The sequence below is a fragment of the Psychrobacter sp. CX21 genome, assembly GCF_057396255.1.
Genome location: NZ_JBXYJG010000009.1, coordinates 102,725 through 118,906, shown reverse-complemented (window position 1 = coordinate 118,906; position 16,182 = coordinate 102,725). Strand labels below are relative to the sequence as shown.

The following is a 16,182-nucleotide window of genomic DNA, read 5'->3' as shown; positions in this document are numbered from 1 at the left end:
GCTTGTATGTTAAAAAAGCCATAGATAAGTGTTAACCTTAGCTATGGTAGCAGGTAGAGTGAGCTAGTGATCCCGCTATAGCCAAAGAGCTCGACGCAAAGATAAAGCCCTCTACCTGTATTTCTTTAGATTGAATGGTATCAAAGTGCCTTAGAAAATAAAACTAAGAGACACTGTATTCACAAGGGAAATGCAAAGAAATGACCTATCAAGTATACGTTGGAATTGACATATCCAAAGCTAAATTTGACGCAACATGGCTAAACCAAGAAGGTAAAAAAGTTAAAAACAAAGCCCACAGCAAAACCTTTACTAATGACGAAAAAGGCTTTGCAATCTTTACCAAATGGCTAGCTAAGCAAAGCACAAACAAGAAACCGGATGAATGTCTTATCATCATGGAAGCCACAGGCATATACTATGAGAACCTAGCCTATGATCTACACAGTAAAGGCTACACAGTATCCGTTATTAATCCGGCATATGCCAAACAATTTGCAGGTGCCATCGGCAGTCATCACAAAACCGACAAACAAGACGCGTACGTACTCGCGCAATACGCCTATACAAGGCACCCTAAAGCATGGCAGCCAGAACCTGAGCACGTGAGAAAGCTCAAGTATCTGCTAGACCGTTTAGACACGCTCAAGGCTGATAAAAAGCGAGAAAGCAACCGTCTAGAAAAAGTTGAATCTAGAAAAAGCTATGACAACGATATCGCCCAGTCTATAAAACAAGTGATAGACACTTATAACGAACAAATAGATATCATCCAAGCCAAAATAGATAAACACATAGGTAATCATCCTGACTTAAAGTTAGGCTATCAACCTAGTTAGCATTCCAAGCATAGGTAAGACAGTCGCACCGAATGTATTGTCGCTACTCCTATCTAAGGATTTTAAGGATGCTTCGCAATGTGCCTCATTTGTTGGATTAACCCCTATACATATACAGTCAGGAATCTTTAAAGGAAAAAGCCGTATTAGTAAAAAAGGGGATGGCAACCTACGATCGAAGTTGTTTATGTGTGCTTTATCTGCAATTAGTTGCAATCCTGATGTTAAGCAACTATATGAGCGACTGCTGAAGAGAGGAAAATGCAAAAAAGTGGCTTTGATTGCAGGTATGAGAAAGTTATTACAGATTTGCTATGGTGTGATAAAGCACCAAAGCAAATACAAACCTCAAGTTGCTATTTGATAGTAATTTGAGTTGACATATAAGATGGTATCTTTACGCTCCTATCTTGGCTGGTAGAGCGACGGGCGCTACATCCAGTGTCGTTCCTGCTACCTCGATAACGCCACTGGCTAAGCGCCCGTAATGCTCTACTACGCCAAGTATATCCGCTGCAATCGTGGCTAAACCTGACCACTAAATTATTGAGAGTACTTTTAAACACAAAATGAACTCTTTTATGAATTTAGTGGTCAGGTAAAAAGCCGCCCGTAGCCACACTTGGTTCAAACGGTATAGCGTTTGCTTTAGAGTTAAGAAGGTATTAGCTTAATTCTTAAATTGCTTAATAGCATAAAGTCTCGCGTGTTTATGCTCAACCATAGGCTCAGGATAATCGATATGCCCAAACTCTCCATTCTTTTTGAAGACATTGCGCAGCTTGTTTTCATCGTGCAAGATTTTAGCTGGAACGTCTTTTAATTCTGGTAGCCACGTTTTGATAAATACCGCATCTTCATCATGCGTTTTGGCTTGGCTAAAGGGGTTCATAATTCGAAAATAGGGCGAGGCATCAACCCCCGTTGAGGCGCTCCATTGCCATCCACCGTTATTAGACACAAAGTCACCATCTATCAGCTGTTGCATAAAATAACGCTCACCGAGTCGCCAGTCAATCAGTAAATCTTTGCTTAAAAACATCGCAGTCACCATGCGTAAGCGGTTGTGCATAAAGCCTGTTTGATTCAGGCAACGCATTGCAGCATCAACGAGTGGTACGCCTGTTTCGCCATCGCACCACGTTTTAAAATCCGCCACATCGTATGACCAATCTATCTTTTTATCGGTGTCTATTTTATAGGCTTTGCCTTTAACGATATCAGGGCGGTTATGGATAACATGACGGTAAAAATCTCGCCATGCCAGCTCACTTATCCAACGTTCTACATCCGTTTGCGGTGTGTCATCATCCATCAATAATTCACTAGCTTGCTGATAACAAAGGCGTGCGCTAATGCTACCGACCGTTAAATAGGCAGACATTTGGCTGGTTGCCATTAAGGCAGGTTTATCGCGAGCGGTATTGTAATCGCCAATGTCCTCTTTGATAAAGCTCTCAAAGCGTCTGCGAGCAAAATTCTCGCCTGCGGGGTAATCTTGGTGAGTATGCTTTAAAAGCTCATCGACTGCGGATTGTTCTAGCTCATAATGAGATTTAAATCGCTCTAGTGATTGCTGATGATAGTTGTCAATGTTTTCTAATAGTTGCGCTAAATCATTTTTAGCACTGTCTTTACTGAAGTTGTTCGATAAATCATCAATGGTTTTTGGCATAGGATAGACTTGAATAGGGCTGGCGTCGATAATGGATTGCCATTTTTTATAAAACGGCGTGAAGACCTTATACATGGTATCGTCATTGGTCTTGACCGTATTGGGTGGCAAGATACATTGGTCGTGATAACGGTTAAATTCTATATTGTGTTTGGCGAGTTTGGTTGTCAATGCTTCGTCACGGTTTTGTTCGTTGACTTCATATTCAATATTAGCGAATAGGTGCGTAATATGTTGTGTAATACAAAGCTGTTCGATATCGTCGATGCTGTCGTTATAAGTGTCTGCATAAATCAATTGTAGCAAAATTCCTAACTTGTTAAACAACGTGCTGGCAAGCTGTTTTAGGGTTCTAAAAATAAAGTCCATTTGTGCCAGTGACATATCATGTTCAAGCCATTGGCTTGGTGTAACGGTGTATAACGCTGAAATTTTTGTGTAAGCAGTTTGTATGTTAGGAGATTTGCAGTCGTAGTTTAAGGTTTGGTTCACATCATCAAATAACATGGTTAGTGCCGTATTATCTTGCAGGCGTAGGTCTCGGCGAAACCAAATTAGATAGTTTTTTGGGTGTGGAGAGGTATCAGAGGTCATAGTTTACCTTTGTTAAGTCATTAAGGAGAAAGTTATTTAACTTTTGCATAACCAGATTATATTACGACTGGTAATCATTTTTGAATCGTCTGAAGGTAGAGCCAGACAATTTCTAAATAATTACCAGTCGCTTATAACCGTTTAAAATCTTTATTTAAATAAGTTCGGTTATGTCGGTCATCATAAAATGCTTAGAGTATGCTAGGATTAAGTTTCTTTAACTATTGAATTATGTAAAACATGAATAGTGATAATGAAAAGGAATATAAACGCCATGCAGGTTAAATTCTGTGGATTGACACGACAAGAGGATGTAAACAATGCCGTTGAATTAGGTGTTGATGCGCTCGGTTTTGTGTTTTATCCACCAAGCCCGAGAGCAGTGACTGCCAAACAAGCTAAAGCGTTAATCAAGCATGTACCAGCATTTGTTAGCGTGGTGGCATTGGTGGTGAATATGGGTGAGGAAGAATTAGTCATATTAGCAAATACGACGCATTTTGATGTGATTCAATTTCATGGTGATGAAACGGCAAGAGACTGCCAACGGCTTGCAGATCGGGTAAATAAACGCTGGATTAAAGCGTTACGGATTGATAAACAAACCCAAACGATAGACAGTATAAAAGCGCAAATCGATGAGTATGCCAAAGCGGGCGCAAGCAGTATTTTATTAGATGCGTATCATAAAGATGCGTATGGTGGCACGGGGCATCGCTTTGATTGGTCGCTGGTGCCAAAAAAGGCGAGTTTACCAATTATTCTAGCTGGCGGGCTTAACCCTAATAACGTAAGTGATATCGGTAAACAGAATTTGCCCATTCAAGCGGTAGATGTGAGTGGCGGTATTGAATCGGCAAAAGGGGTTAAGGATTTGGGCAGGATGAGGGCGTTTGTAGACGCCCTATGCTAATCCTCGGCTTGTTTCATAAGCATGAGAACCATTATAATTTCACTTACTCTCTACTAAATATAGTGTGATATAAGTGTCATTAATAACTAAATATGTTATTAGTGAGTGATATATTTATCATAATACCGATATTTAGCTTATGAATTACACCAATGGCGGTTGATTTGATTGGGGTAAGAACTAAACATGTCTAATAATTTATTGGAAAGTGATTTAATACATAGTCATAGACAACGAGCATCGCATATTAAGCCTAATCTTGATGGTTTGAGTCGTACTAAGGCGAGGGACAGAGTGATTAAATGCCTTGAGGATAATGCCTTATCTCAAGGCGAGGCACTAAAAATATTACGTGTGCAAATATTAGGCATCAAACAAGATGAGTTTGCACAAATGGTAAAAGTATCTCGCAAAACGTTATCAGACGTTGAAAATGATAAGGGCAATTATAGTGTTGAAACGCTAAATCAAATTTTCCGTCCTTTTGGCTTAAAGATGGGGTTGGTGCGGATTTAGATAGTATTCAATGGTCATGCGTTCAATCTGCCCACTTAAACGATGGATATGAGTGGCGGAATTGAGTTTGCTAGAGGGGTTGAGGATTTGGAAAAGATAAGGAGTTTTTAGTGAGGGGATTAGATATATTTAGTCCAACCTATGCCTACTATATTATTTTTATAGGAAATAAGTCATGATTGATTCATTAGTTAAAATTAAAAAATTGGTTGTTATTGGTTTATTTTGCATACCTTGTTGCGCTGGAGCTCAATCTGTAAATAATAAGTTAACCTTTGATAATGCAAATCCATTTTACAGAGAAATTAATGACATTCAAGTGAGTGACATAGACTATGACTTATTTAAAGCCAATCTAATGTTTAGAGTTATTAAATCATTTGCATACAACTGTAGAGCTAATGATCCAAATGTTAGTAATCAAATTTTAGAACGGGCTATGAGTCTGTTTTATGAAGAAAAACCAGAACTGTATGAACGTATAATTAAAACAGATACATTGTGGGAGGAAGTTAATCCTTTAACAAATGATGCAGGTAATTTAAACGCCATAGAGATTAATACTTTGCATATGGTTAAAGGACTGAACTTTCTTATACAAGGTAATGAAGTTGATGTTTCATCTACTGATTGTCAGTCTTTTTTGAGTAATATCAGCGATAATAATAGACAAAATGCCTATTGGGACAATTATTTGAATCAAGCTATACCAATTATCAAAGAAGCTAATGATTTTTAAAGGCTATAGGTTGGCTTGTTAGATCATCATTTATAGAAGGATACTAGTATAGAGATGTGCTAGCTTTTTCAACTAAAAATACTGTTTACAACTGACTAACTTAGTGTAGTCATAAGCCGTTAGTTATCACTCACATTACAATACTTGTTGTTTTGAGTAAGGGTTACAGTGGAGGTGCGGTTTAGCCTCGATTGAAGCGGTTATCCTGCTAGGCTAGGCGAGTTGCAGTGACTACGTTGCTTGGAAACATGTTGTTGATAATAAAGTAGTACGGTACTTTGTCTCTAGTTGTGGAGATGTGTGGAAGAATGTTGGTTTACAAACTTCTGAAGAAAGCAAATTAAACTATTTAGATTTATCAGGCTTAGATGAAGATGAAGCTAATGAAGTAATCTGGAGTGATAGAGTGAAAAGTAACGATGAGATTATTTCGTTTTTCGATGAGGAACATGTTATTGGTATTTGCGAAGCATGGACTGGTATAAATCCATGTAATTTTGATTCTCAACCAGTCCTAATTAACTGCTTACCAAATGACGGTATTTGTGGGTTTTTGGAGAAGCGAGCGTAGCTTAACTATAACTAATATGCAAGATAACTTAACTATTGAAGATGAACAGCGACTAAGAAAGATACTTATTGAGTTTCGCTCCTTTTGTAAGCGTAGTAGATATTGCGATTATTCGCCAAAGTTAGAGGCATTGGTTATTAATCTGATTAGAGCTTTTCTAGATACAAAACTAGAAGAGGGCGTTGGATTTTTTGAGGCCACAGCTATTGATGATTATTATCCTAGAGATAGTGATGAATGTAGAGCAATGCGTCGCTTAGATGAGCACGATTACTGGGAGAATATTTACTTTAATAGTCATCAATCAAGAGACACTGAATGGCATAAACATTTCTACCCTATGTCTGCTATTGGTTTTATGGATGCTCAAGGGGTGAAATTTGTATTACCGTGTTGTTTATTATGGGCGTTAGAATACTATGACTACGAGGATAATGCTAAAGACATTCCTTGTGTTTCTAGGGTTGTTTTAATAACGGCGCACTTACTTAGTGCAGAACAAAAGTTAGTCGTGCTAGAGATTTTGAATATCTTAATAGATCGTGCATTTGAATGGAATGAAGATTATGAATATGATGATCTGAAGAATGCTATTCATAAATTGTCCTCGTAGTTGTTAATATTAATAGTTAATAAAATGAAATGTTTTTCAAAACGAAGTAGCTTAACGTCGAGGTGCGAGAGCCAAAGGATGAGTAAAGAATTCTGCAAGTTTAAGCTTCAAAGTATCATTCCAGCCTACCCTAACGTTAACCAAGCTAGTAGAGTAAAGCGCAAGTAGTTACAACATCAAAGACTACAGGAACATAATTGTGCTTGAGCGCTATACACTATAAACTACACCTACATATAAATGAAAATTAGATATAAGCTTTTATAAGCCTAATAAGCTTGAATCTATCCACTTGAGAAGGCATCAAAATGGCAATGTTAATTAAAGCTGGCAAACGTGACCGATGGCAACGTTTAACCTAAAATAATGTAAATTAATATTGAATATCTTAGCTATATTAAATTCAAAGAATTAAAGTGAGCGTTTATGAATAATTTTAACAATGTACCGCCCCGTGATGATACAAACAGGGATGAAGTACCTGATGATATGCCTTTAGACAATGTGACCGATTTTAATCAGTATCCTGATGCTAGTGGTCATTTTGGGATTCATGGTGGGCGCTTTGTGTCCGAGACCTTGATGGCGGCGCTAGAGGAGCTTGAGACGCTGTATTATCAGGTGAAACAAGACCCGAAGTTTTGGGAAGAGTATCATAATGATTTGGTAAATTATGTGGGTCGTCCGACGCCGTTGTATCATGCAAAACGTTTGAGTGATGAGCAAGGAGGTGCGCAGATTTATTTTAAACGTGAAGATTTGAGCCACACAGGCGCACATAAGATAAATAATACGATTGGTCAGGCGCTACTCGCTAAGATGAGCGGTAAGAAACGTATTATCGCTGAGACGGGCGCAGGGCAACATGGTGTGGCAACAGCAACAATTGCAGCACGTTTAGGGCTTGAGTGCATTGTGTATATGGGCGCTGATGATGTAGAGCGTCAAAAGATGAACGTGTATCGTATGCGATTGTTGGGTACTAAGGTTGTGCCAGTAACCTCGGGTTCACGTACCCTAAAAGATGCGATGAATGAGGCGATGCGCGATTGGGTAACCAATGTCGATACAACCTATTATATTATTGGCACGTGTGCCGGTCCGCATCCTTATCCTTTGCTTGTGCGTGATTTTCAAGCGATTATAGGTAAAGAGGCTAGATTACAGCATTTAGAGAAGACAGGTAAGTTGCCTGACGCGCTGGTGGCGTGTGTGGGCGGTGGCTCGAATGCGATTGGTCTGTTTTATGACTTTTTAAATGACAGCGACGTGAAAATTTATGGCGTTGAGGCAACGGGTGATGGTTTGGAGACGCTTCGTCATTCTGCGCCGCTCGCAAAAGGTCGTGTCGGGGTATTGCACGGCAACCGTACGTATTTGATGGCAGATGATGATGGTCAGATTCAAGAGACGCATTCGATTTCAGCAGGATTAGATTACCCCGGTGTTGGCCCTGAACATAGTTTTTTGAAAGATATTGAGCGGGTCGAGTATGTCGGTTGCACCGATAAACAGGCACTTAAGGGCTTTCATGAGGTGACCCGTAAAGAAGGGATTATCCCTGCGCTGGAGTCGGCACATGCAGTGTGGTATGGATTAGAGCTTGCGAAGACGATGACCCCTGAGCAGACGATTATTGTGAATATGTCGGGTCGTGGTGATAAGGATTTGCATTCTGTGATGCAGGCAGAAGGGTTTGAGCTTTAGAGTGACCATTTTAAAAACTGTCCTAATTGTTTTTGACTTGGTTCAAACTGGCTAGACCTACAGCTTGTAGCGTCTACACTTATTCACATTATTAGTTTAGCTTTCAGATGTGATATACGCTTTAAACCTTGCTTGTTAGAGGTTTTTTTGAGAGGGGTTATGCAAACGATAACTTTAAGAGTTGATGATGAGGCGGTCGATAAGGTTTTAGAATTATTGTCTCGTTTGCCCAAAAAGCAAGTTGAGGTAATATCAAAGCCTAACCAAGACGCTTCCGACTACGTGGATAGTCAATCTGATAAACTTTCTGGTATGTTTGCTCATTATGTGACTCAGAGGGTAACAGATGAGCAAATCAATGATGCCATCACTCAAGGTATTACTAAGCGAGCAATGGCAGGTAAAGGTCAATGATTTACGTTGTTGATACCAATGTCATGTTACGCTATTTACTAAATGATGACGTACACCAAAGTGAAATAGCGTCTCGTTTGTTATCTGATGCGTCATCAGAGTTTAAAATACCTACGTATGTACTGAATGAAGTTATTTGGTTTTTACGAAACTCATTCAAAGTTAAGCGTTCAGAATTGATTGATTTAATCGAAACTTTGCTATCAAAAGAAAACTTTACTTTAAACGTTGATGAAGTAAGCGTAGGTTTAGATTTTTTAAAGTCTGGTGGTGACTTTGCCGATGGCGTCATTGCTTATCAAGTTAGTCAGTATGATAATGCCAGTCTATTAACCTTCGATAAGAATGCGCAAAAGATAGCTCATGCATTAGATATTGTAGTGACTGAGCCAAGTTAAATCCACACTAAAGCATTTAGAATATTAATTACTAGATTTTATAGAGAAAATAATGACCCGAATAGAAAAAACCTTCCAAGACTTAAAAGCCCAAAACAAAAAAGCATTAATTCCTTACGTCATGGCAGGCGACCCTGCACCCGATACGTTTGTTGGCTTACTACATGATCTTGTTAAGCACGGCGCCGATATGATAGAGGTCGGCTTACCATTTTCTGACCCTATGGCAGATGGTCCTACGGTAGCAACTGCTGGCGAGCGAGCGCTAGCTGGCGGCACGAGTACCCGCCAAGCGATTGAGATGGTAAAAGCGTTTCGAAAAACCGACTCTGATACGCCTATTATTTTAATGGGATATCTAAACCCAGTTGAGATTATCGGGTATGACAACTTTACAAAGCTGTGTGAAGAGGCTGGGGTAGATGGGTTATTGATGGTGGATTTACCGCCAGCGGAGGCAGGTACATTTACCCAGTATTTATCTGACCATGCGATGAATGAGATATTTTTATTATCACCAACCACATTGCAACAAAGACGCAAACAGGTCATGACCCATTGTAGTGGTTATATCTACTATGTGTCGCTAAAAGGGGTGACCGGTTCTGCTACCTTAGATACGGATGACGTTGGCAAACAAGTGCAAGCGATAAAAGCAGAGACGGATTTGCCAGTATGTGTCGGCTTTGGTATTAATAGTGGCGAGTCTGCTAAAGCGGTTGGTCAACATGCTGATGGCGTGATTGTTGGTAGTGCGCTGGTAAAACAGTTTGAAGGATTGAGCGTAGACAGCGATAAAGATGCAATTAGCGACGCTCAAGCGAAGATGATGGCGACGATGGATGAATTGCGTGGTGCGTTGGATAGCTTATAGTAGTTTTATTGATAGCAGTTTTATAGTCAAAGAACTTTAAAGTAGTCACAAGGCAACCGAGTGCAAGTACTACTTGGGTAGGCTTAACGAGGTTAACACCGTGACTCTTTATAAGTTCGCCGACTATATTGAACTATATTGGCTAAGTTAGAGTATTCAACCAAAATGCTATTAAACCATTAGTTTTTAAACTACTAAACCTATCTAAAATAGTTAGACTATTAGACAGATCACTCGACTTGTAATTGGCTAAATAAGACTATGACAAAAATTGTGAATGATACTGACCTACAATCAGAATTAAAATCTGCTAAAGATAAGGTGAAGCCGGCTTCTTCATCTGATGGATGGCTAGGACGTCCTGTACCTACCGTACACAAAAATAGTCTGCCCCAATTAACAGCGGTTGAAACAGAACCTTCGACCCAATGCCCGCAGTGTCATTCGATGACTACGAACACGGCACTTATATTTAATAGCTACGTTTGTCCTCACTGTGACTATCACCTTGCTATGACAGCGCGTGAGCGGTTGACTGGTTTTTTAGATCAGGTTGATAATGAACTGGGTCAACAGTTTAGTACGGGCGATCCCTTAAGCTTCGTTGATAGTAAACCTTATCCACAACGCTTAGCATCTATGCAAGCCAAGACACATGAAACGGAAGCTCTTATTGTACTTGAAGGAAAGCTTCGAGATATGCACGTTGTCTCTTGTGCTTTTGATTTTCGCTTTATGGGGGGGTCTATGGGCTCAGTCGTAGGTGATAGGTTTGTAGCAGCTGCAGAAACTGCACTAGATAAAAAAATCCCTTTGATTTGTTTTGCTGCGTCAGGCGGCGCTCGAATGCAAGAGGGGCTTTTATCCTTAATGCAAATGGCACGAACAGCGGCGGCCATTGAGCGATTGCGTCTTGCCAGTGTGCCCTATATTGTGGTTTTGACCAATCCAGTTTATGGCGGGGTCACCGCATCACTGGCTATGCTTGGTGATATTCATATTGCTGAGCCTAAAGCAATGATAGGTTTTGCTGGTAAACGCGTTATTGAACAGACAGTACGAGAAACGCTTGATGAGCCTTTTCAGCGTGCTGAATACTTACTAGATCACGGGGTTATCGATCAAGTTGTCCACCGTCATCAAGTTAACGATACCATTTATCGTTTACTTGCTAAGCTCACTTATTATTAATACATTGCCAATTTGATTTATTAAGCCATATTTAACATAATCGACGCCTTATTTATCTTACCGAGAAAATCTGTGACCATACCGCCTGTTATTACTCCAAACCAAGCCAGTTCGTTATCGGATTGGCTTAATTATATACAGCAAATTCACGTATCTGCCATTGATATGGGGCTGTCTCGTGTCATTCCTGTTGCTGATACGTTAGGGTTAATCCAAAGCGCCAAACAAGATGCTTATGTATTTACGGTTGCTGGCACCAATGGAAAAGGGTCAACGACGGCAGTGATCAGTGAGGTATGCCAACATGCTGGCTATAAAACCGCATTGTATCAATCTCCGCACATTATAGATTTTAATGAACGAGTGCGTATCAATGGTGAGCCTGTAGGTGATCAGGTCTTAGTTGATGCAATTTACGAGGTTGAAAAAGCTCGGCTTGAGTGCAATTTAACGTTATCGTTTTTTGAGATGACGACACTAGCCGCCATGCTAATTTTTGCTCAGGCCAATTGTGATGTGTGGGTGCTAGAGGTAGGCCTTGGTGGGCGCTTGGATGTGGTGAATATTATTGATCCTGATTTGGCAGTTATTACCAATATAGGTATCGATCATGTGGATTGGCTTGGGGATAATCGAGAAAAGATAGGGTACGAGAAGGCAGGCATATTACGTGACTCTATTCCTTTAATTTATGGTGAAACGGATATGCCTGATTCTGTAACCGTCAAAATAAAAGACGGTCATAATACCTGTTATCAATTTGATAAAGACTATAGTTTTATCGATCTAGGTGACAAGAGCAATCATGCTGATAAAAGCAATCAAGGTGATAAAAGTAGTCAAGCAGATAAAAGTAGTCAAGCCGAAAAATGGCTATTTAGCAGTGCTCACATTACCATGCAATTACCAAAACCTGTGTTATCCTTAGTCAATACTACCAATGCTATATCGGCATTATTAGCAAGCCAACTTAATATTACCCAGCAGCACATCGAGTCTGCTTTAGCAGAAGTTTCATTAGCAGGACGCTTTGACAATAGGCACATTGCCAATCGTAACTGGGTGTTTGATGTGGCTCATAATGAGCGTGGCATGGAGTTTCTGTTAGACCAATTTGCTCCATTGTGGGAACAGCACAAACAAACTTACCCAGCTTCAAGCTTGCATTTAGTATTTTCGATGCTTGAGGATAAAGACATTGCGCAAGTCGTAAATCTATTGGTAAACAGTCATATAGAAATTAAACAATGGCACATCGCCCAGATTGATCATCCACGAGCGGCTTCTGTAGAATGCTTACTCAAAGTATTGAAACAATATGGTCAATCTAGTGTGATAGAGTATGAGTCACTGCCTCATGCTCGAGACGCAGTCATAAAGAATACGACAGCTGAGGATTTGATCTTAGTATGTGGCTCATTTCATACCATTGGAGAAGTCTTAAAAGATTTCAATGAATAAATTGCACTATGATACTATTTATTTATATCAAGTCTTTTTTATTTATACCGAGTCTAGTTGTGTGTAAATTCTTCTGTTGTAGTCGGGTATTTCATCAAAATAAGTAATTAAATCATGTCATTTTTACCCTATGGTTTCGCCAAACGTCATCAAATTTTATTAGTTCCTTCTATCGATGTGACGGTTTCTCCAACACTCTTGTTTACAGAAGCCACACCCGTTAATGCAATTAATGAAGCCATTCATTTCGTCTCAAGTCAAAGTGGCGGAATGAAGCCTGACCTCGTTAGTGTCAGTGGTACTGAGCTTGAGCAAAAAATGAACACGGCATATGCCAGCAATACAGGAGAGTCGCAGCATATTGCGGCAGGGCTTGAAGATCATCCAGATTTGGTTAGTTTGGCCGAAAGTGTGCCTGAAACTGAGGATTTAATGGATAGCCAAGATGATGCTCCTATTATTCGACTGATTAACGCCCTATTATCTGAAGCCATTCGCCTAAACGCTTCAGACATACATATTGAAACGTTCGAAAAAAGATTATCCGTGCGCTTTAGAGTAGATGGAGAGCTTAAAGAAATAGTGAGTCCAAAACGTCAATTGGCGCCGCTTTTAGTGTCACGTATAAAAGTTATGGCCAAGCTCGATATTGCTGAAAAGCGCATACCGCAAGATGGGCGTATTAGTTTGCGTTTAGCAGGACGAGAGGTTGATGTTAGGGTATCTACACTACCTTCAAGCTTTGGCGAGCGCGTAGTTATGCGTTTGCTTGATAAGCAGGCAGGACGCCTAAACATGACCTACCTTGGGTTAGATGACAAAGACTACGAACAGCTCAGAAAGCTCATATATAGACCTCATGGAATAATATTGGTGACGGGCCCCACAGGTTCTGGTAAAACTACTACCCTATATGCGGCATTAACCGACTTAAATGATCAAACGCGAAATATTTTAACCGCAGAAGATCCAATCGAATTTCAACTTGATGGCATTGGTCAAACTCAGGTCAATACAAAAGTAGACATGACTTTTGCTCGAAGTTTACGCGCCATGCTACGCCAAGATCCAGATGTGGTTATGGTTGGTGAGATACGTGATTTAGAAACCGCTGAAATTGCCGTGCAGGCATCGCTAACAGGTCATCTTGTTTTATCCACCTTACATACCAATACCGCCATTGGTGCAATGACTCGCCTGCAAGATATGGGCGTTGAGCCATTCTTATTATCCTCATCATTAATCGGAGTAGTCGCTCAGCGTTTGGTACGCACATTGTGCCCGCATTGCCATACATGGAAATCAGCTGATCCAGTCCAAGCTGAATTGTTTGCTAATATTAAACATCACCAGCCTGAATTAATAAATTTACGTAATAAGTCAGACAATACCTTATTATTACCCATATCTGTGGGGTGCGAGTCATGCAATCATTCAGGTTATAAGGGGCGTACCGCAATATACGAAGTCGTGCCCGTTGATGACACATTACGGCGTATGATTCATAGCGGTTCTGCAGAGTTTCTATTAGAAGAATATGCTAGGAAACTAACGCCTTCAATACGTGATGATGGCTTAAAAAAGGTTCTTAAAGGAAAAACATCTTTAGAAGAGGTTTTGAGAGTGACTAAAAATTCTGAAGGGTCTAAAAATGAAGCTTTGGAATTATTATAACGTCGTACTTTAAGTCAGAGATAAATATAGATTAAATTTAGTTTAACTGGAATAATTTTATTTAAATTGAAGATAGTATGATAAAAATTAATAATTGAATTTATTAAAATTAGCATAACTGGTTTAATTTATCTTCTTAGTCGTTTAAACTGTTTAAAAAATATTACATATATTTAAACCCTATTTAATTTGCTTTGTATTGGTATTGGTCAACAATTTCAAATCAATTGATGTAAAATCATATAATTAAATCATTCGTTAAGTAATACTTATAGATTCTTATCGCTAGATTATGTTCTTAAATAAGTATATTAACCTCATTATGTATTAACCTTAATTAAATAAGTTCACAGAATTATGATACTTAGATCAAAAACCGGAAATAGTCATATAACTAAGAAAATTATATTATCTTTAAGCTTTATGACAGGCGTAGCTGCAACAGCTTATGCTGATACTTCTTTAACTGATGTTACGGTTAATACATTAATTTCACAGGCGATTGAGACGCATCCCTTGGTAGGAGCTGCGCGCGCTGAACGTGACGCCACCGCAGAAGGGGTCACTGCCGCTAAGTTAAATGTGCTACCCACGCCAAGCTTTACCACTAATTATGATGATAACAATGATATTGTCTCTGAGGTTGCTCTTAGACAACCTTTATGGACGGGGGGTCAGTTAACAGCTAATGTCAATCAAGCAATATTTGATGACAAAGCGGCCATCGAGTATGTGTTTGAGCAACAGAACCAAGTTGCAAAAACTACCATTGAAGCATGGCAAACTTATATAACTGCTGTTGCCCAGCAGCGCGTTTATGTAGGCACATTAGAGCAACTATATAACTTTGAACAAATGATGAAACGCCGTGTTAATCAAGGCGTATCTGCACGTATTGAGCTTGATTTAGTTGGTAATCGTATTCTACAAGAGCAAAATGCTTATGAAGCGGCTGTTGAGCAGCAGCGAATTGCGGCAGCACGTTTGGAACAAATTATTGGTCGTCCAATTACTAAAGGAAGTGAGTATAACGTTCCTAAACTTAAAGTATTGTCCGATAGAGCTATAGAATCGTCTTTGAATTTTGAGCAATTGGCATTTGGCGACAATAGTTTCTACAATCCGTCAGTTGTCAGAGAATTCTTTCAAATTGAAGCCGCCAAACAAGAAGTTAAAGCGCAAAATGCTGCAAAATATCCCACTGTCTTTGCTGAATATAAACACACATACGATCATGATGAAAGTGAAGATGATGGTCAGTTTTATGTGGGTTTAAACTATCAACCAGGCGCAGGGTTTTCTAACTTTGCCTTAACTCGTGCATCTCAAGCAAGAGTCAATAGTCTCATTCAGAATCAAGAAGCCGCACGCCGTGATGTCATGGAAGACATTCAAATTCAATTTCAACAATTTAATAGCGCAAAAAGCCGAGAACAGGCTTTGATCGCGGCGGTAGCAGGCGCACAAATCGTTGTTAGCTCTTACCAGCGCCAATTTAAAGCAGGTCGTAAATCTTGGTTAGAGGTTTTAAACGCAGTCAGAGAACTTAGTGGCTATGAAATACAGCTCGTCCAAGTGCGTGCTGATATTTTGGCTTCTTTTTATAAACTGCAAGTCGATTTTGGACTGATGCCTTGGCAGCAGTTTGAGCGTAATCGAGAGCCTGTTAAATTGTTCAAAGTCACAGATACCGTTAAAGATTGGATAGACGTAGATCGAAGCTCGCTTAATCGCCCATTTGCTAATAGTAATAGTGAAGTCATTCAAGGTGATGATAAGGTATATGGTTATGTAGAGCCTGAGACGGCTATTTATGTTGAATCTGATTCCGCTGTTGAACCGACTATAGATACGGATGCATCTATTGAAAGTGTGGGTGAAAGTAGCAGTGTAAATAGTAGCCAAACCGTCGGTCGAAAAGTAAATTATACAGACGTACAAATTATAAATGATGATACAATTATTTTATTTGAGGAAGAATAGCCTAAGCTTGTATTAGCTTA

The 16,182-nt window shown here is 39.6% G+C and carries 16 protein-coding genes; 15 read left to right on the top strand and 1 reads right to left on the bottom strand.

What is annotated here, in order from left to right; all coding sequences use genetic code 11:
* Positions 1-200 precede the first annotated feature (200 nt).
* Both AC2SLP_RS07060 and AC2SLP_RS07055 read left to right on the top strand, forming a co-directional pair.
* Entirely contained in the window at positions 201-839 is a 639-nt protein-coding gene (locus AC2SLP_RS07060) for an IS110 family transposase (protein ID WP_486535257.1), read from the top strand.
* Between the two features lie 37 nt (positions 840-876).
* Positions 877-1,203: a transposase gene (locus tag AC2SLP_RS07055; RefSeq protein WP_486535256.1), complete on the top strand. Its 327-nt coding sequence runs from the start codon at positions 877-879 to the stop codon at positions 1,201-1,203.
* A 306-nt stretch (positions 1,204-1,509) separates the two neighbouring features.
* Here AC2SLP_RS07055 and AC2SLP_RS07050 read toward each other — a convergent pair whose 3' ends face one another.
* Positions 1,510-3,108, bottom strand: coding sequence for a cryptochrome/photolyase family protein (locus AC2SLP_RS07050; RefSeq protein WP_486535961.1), 1,599 nt, complete (start codon positions 3,106-3,108; stop codon positions 1,510-1,512).
* A 274-nt stretch (positions 3,109-3,382) separates the two neighbouring features.
* Here AC2SLP_RS07050 and AC2SLP_RS07045 point away from each other — a divergent pair, with 274 nt between their 5' ends.
* From AC2SLP_RS07045 to AC2SLP_RS06985, 13 genes are all read left to right on the top strand, one after another.
* Positions 3,383-4,021: a phosphoribosylanthranilate isomerase gene (locus tag AC2SLP_RS07045; RefSeq protein WP_486535969.1), complete on the top strand. Its 639-nt coding sequence runs from the start codon at positions 3,383-3,385 to the stop codon at positions 4,019-4,021.
* A gap of 186 nt (positions 4,022-4,207) precedes the next feature.
* Positions 4,208-4,537, top strand: a complete 330-nt coding sequence (locus tag AC2SLP_RS07040) for a helix-turn-helix transcriptional regulator (RefSeq protein ID WP_486535960.1) — start codon at positions 4,208-4,210, stop codon at positions 4,535-4,537.
* A gap of 175 nt (positions 4,538-4,712) precedes the next feature.
* Positions 4,713-5,276 (top strand): hypothetical protein, encoded by a 564-nt coding sequence (locus AC2SLP_RS07035; RefSeq protein WP_486535959.1) that lies wholly within the window; start codon positions 4,713-4,715, stop codon positions 5,274-5,276.
* A gap of 298 nt (positions 5,277-5,574) precedes the next feature.
* The gene (locus AC2SLP_RS07030) at positions 5,575-5,847 is read left to right on the top strand and encodes a hypothetical protein (RefSeq protein ID WP_486535958.1); all 273 of its coding nucleotides are present in this window, start codon (positions 5,575-5,577) and stop codon (positions 5,845-5,847) included.
* Between the two features lie 16 nt (positions 5,848-5,863).
* Positions 5,864-6,460, top strand: coding sequence for a DUF6714 family protein (locus AC2SLP_RS07025; protein ID WP_486535957.1), 597 nt, complete (start codon positions 5,864-5,866; stop codon positions 6,458-6,460).
* A 489-nt stretch (positions 6,461-6,949) separates the two neighbouring features.
* Positions 6,950-8,167, top strand: a complete 1,218-nt coding sequence (trpB, locus tag AC2SLP_RS07020) for a tryptophan synthase subunit beta (protein WP_486535968.1) — start codon at positions 6,950-6,952, stop codon at positions 8,165-8,167.
* A 159-nt stretch (positions 8,168-8,326) separates the two neighbouring features.
* Complete coding sequence (locus tag AC2SLP_RS07015; protein WP_486535956.1) at positions 8,327-8,581, top strand: hypothetical protein; 255 nt, start codon at positions 8,327-8,329, stop codon at positions 8,579-8,581.
* Positions 8,578-8,979, top strand: a complete 402-nt coding sequence (locus AC2SLP_RS07010; RefSeq protein WP_486535955.1) for a type II toxin-antitoxin system VapC family toxin — start codon at positions 8,578-8,580, stop codon at positions 8,977-8,979. Before AC2SLP_RS07015 ends, AC2SLP_RS07010 begins: the two co-directional genes overlap by 4 nt.
* Positions 8,980-9,031: 52 nt before the next feature.
* On the top strand, positions 9,032-9,853 hold the full coding sequence (gene trpA, locus AC2SLP_RS07005) for a tryptophan synthase subunit alpha (RefSeq protein ID WP_486535954.1): 822 nt from the start codon (positions 9,032-9,034) through the stop codon (positions 9,851-9,853).
* 261 nt (positions 9,854-10,114) lie between these two features.
* A complete protein-coding gene (gene accD / locus AC2SLP_RS07000; RefSeq protein WP_486535953.1) occupies positions 10,115-11,044 on the top strand; it encodes an acetyl-CoA carboxylase, carboxyltransferase subunit beta in 930 nt (309 codons plus the stop codon).
* 72 nt (positions 11,045-11,116) lie between these two features.
* Positions 11,117-12,505, top strand: a complete 1,389-nt coding sequence (locus tag AC2SLP_RS06995) for a bifunctional folylpolyglutamate synthase/dihydrofolate synthase (protein ID WP_486535952.1) — start codon at positions 11,117-11,119, stop codon at positions 12,503-12,505.
* A 114-nt stretch (positions 12,506-12,619) separates the two neighbouring features.
* A complete protein-coding gene (gene gspE, locus AC2SLP_RS06990) occupies positions 12,620-14,179 on the top strand; it encodes a type II secretion system ATPase GspE (RefSeq protein ID WP_486535951.1) in 1,560 nt (519 codons plus the stop codon).
* 357 nt (positions 14,180-14,536) lie between these two features.
* The gene (locus AC2SLP_RS06985; protein ID WP_486535950.1) at positions 14,537-16,162 is read left to right on the top strand and encodes a TolC family protein; all 1,626 of its coding nucleotides are present in this window, start codon (positions 14,537-14,539) and stop codon (positions 16,160-16,162) included.
* The last annotated feature ends 20 nt before the right edge of the window (positions 16,163-16,182 follow it).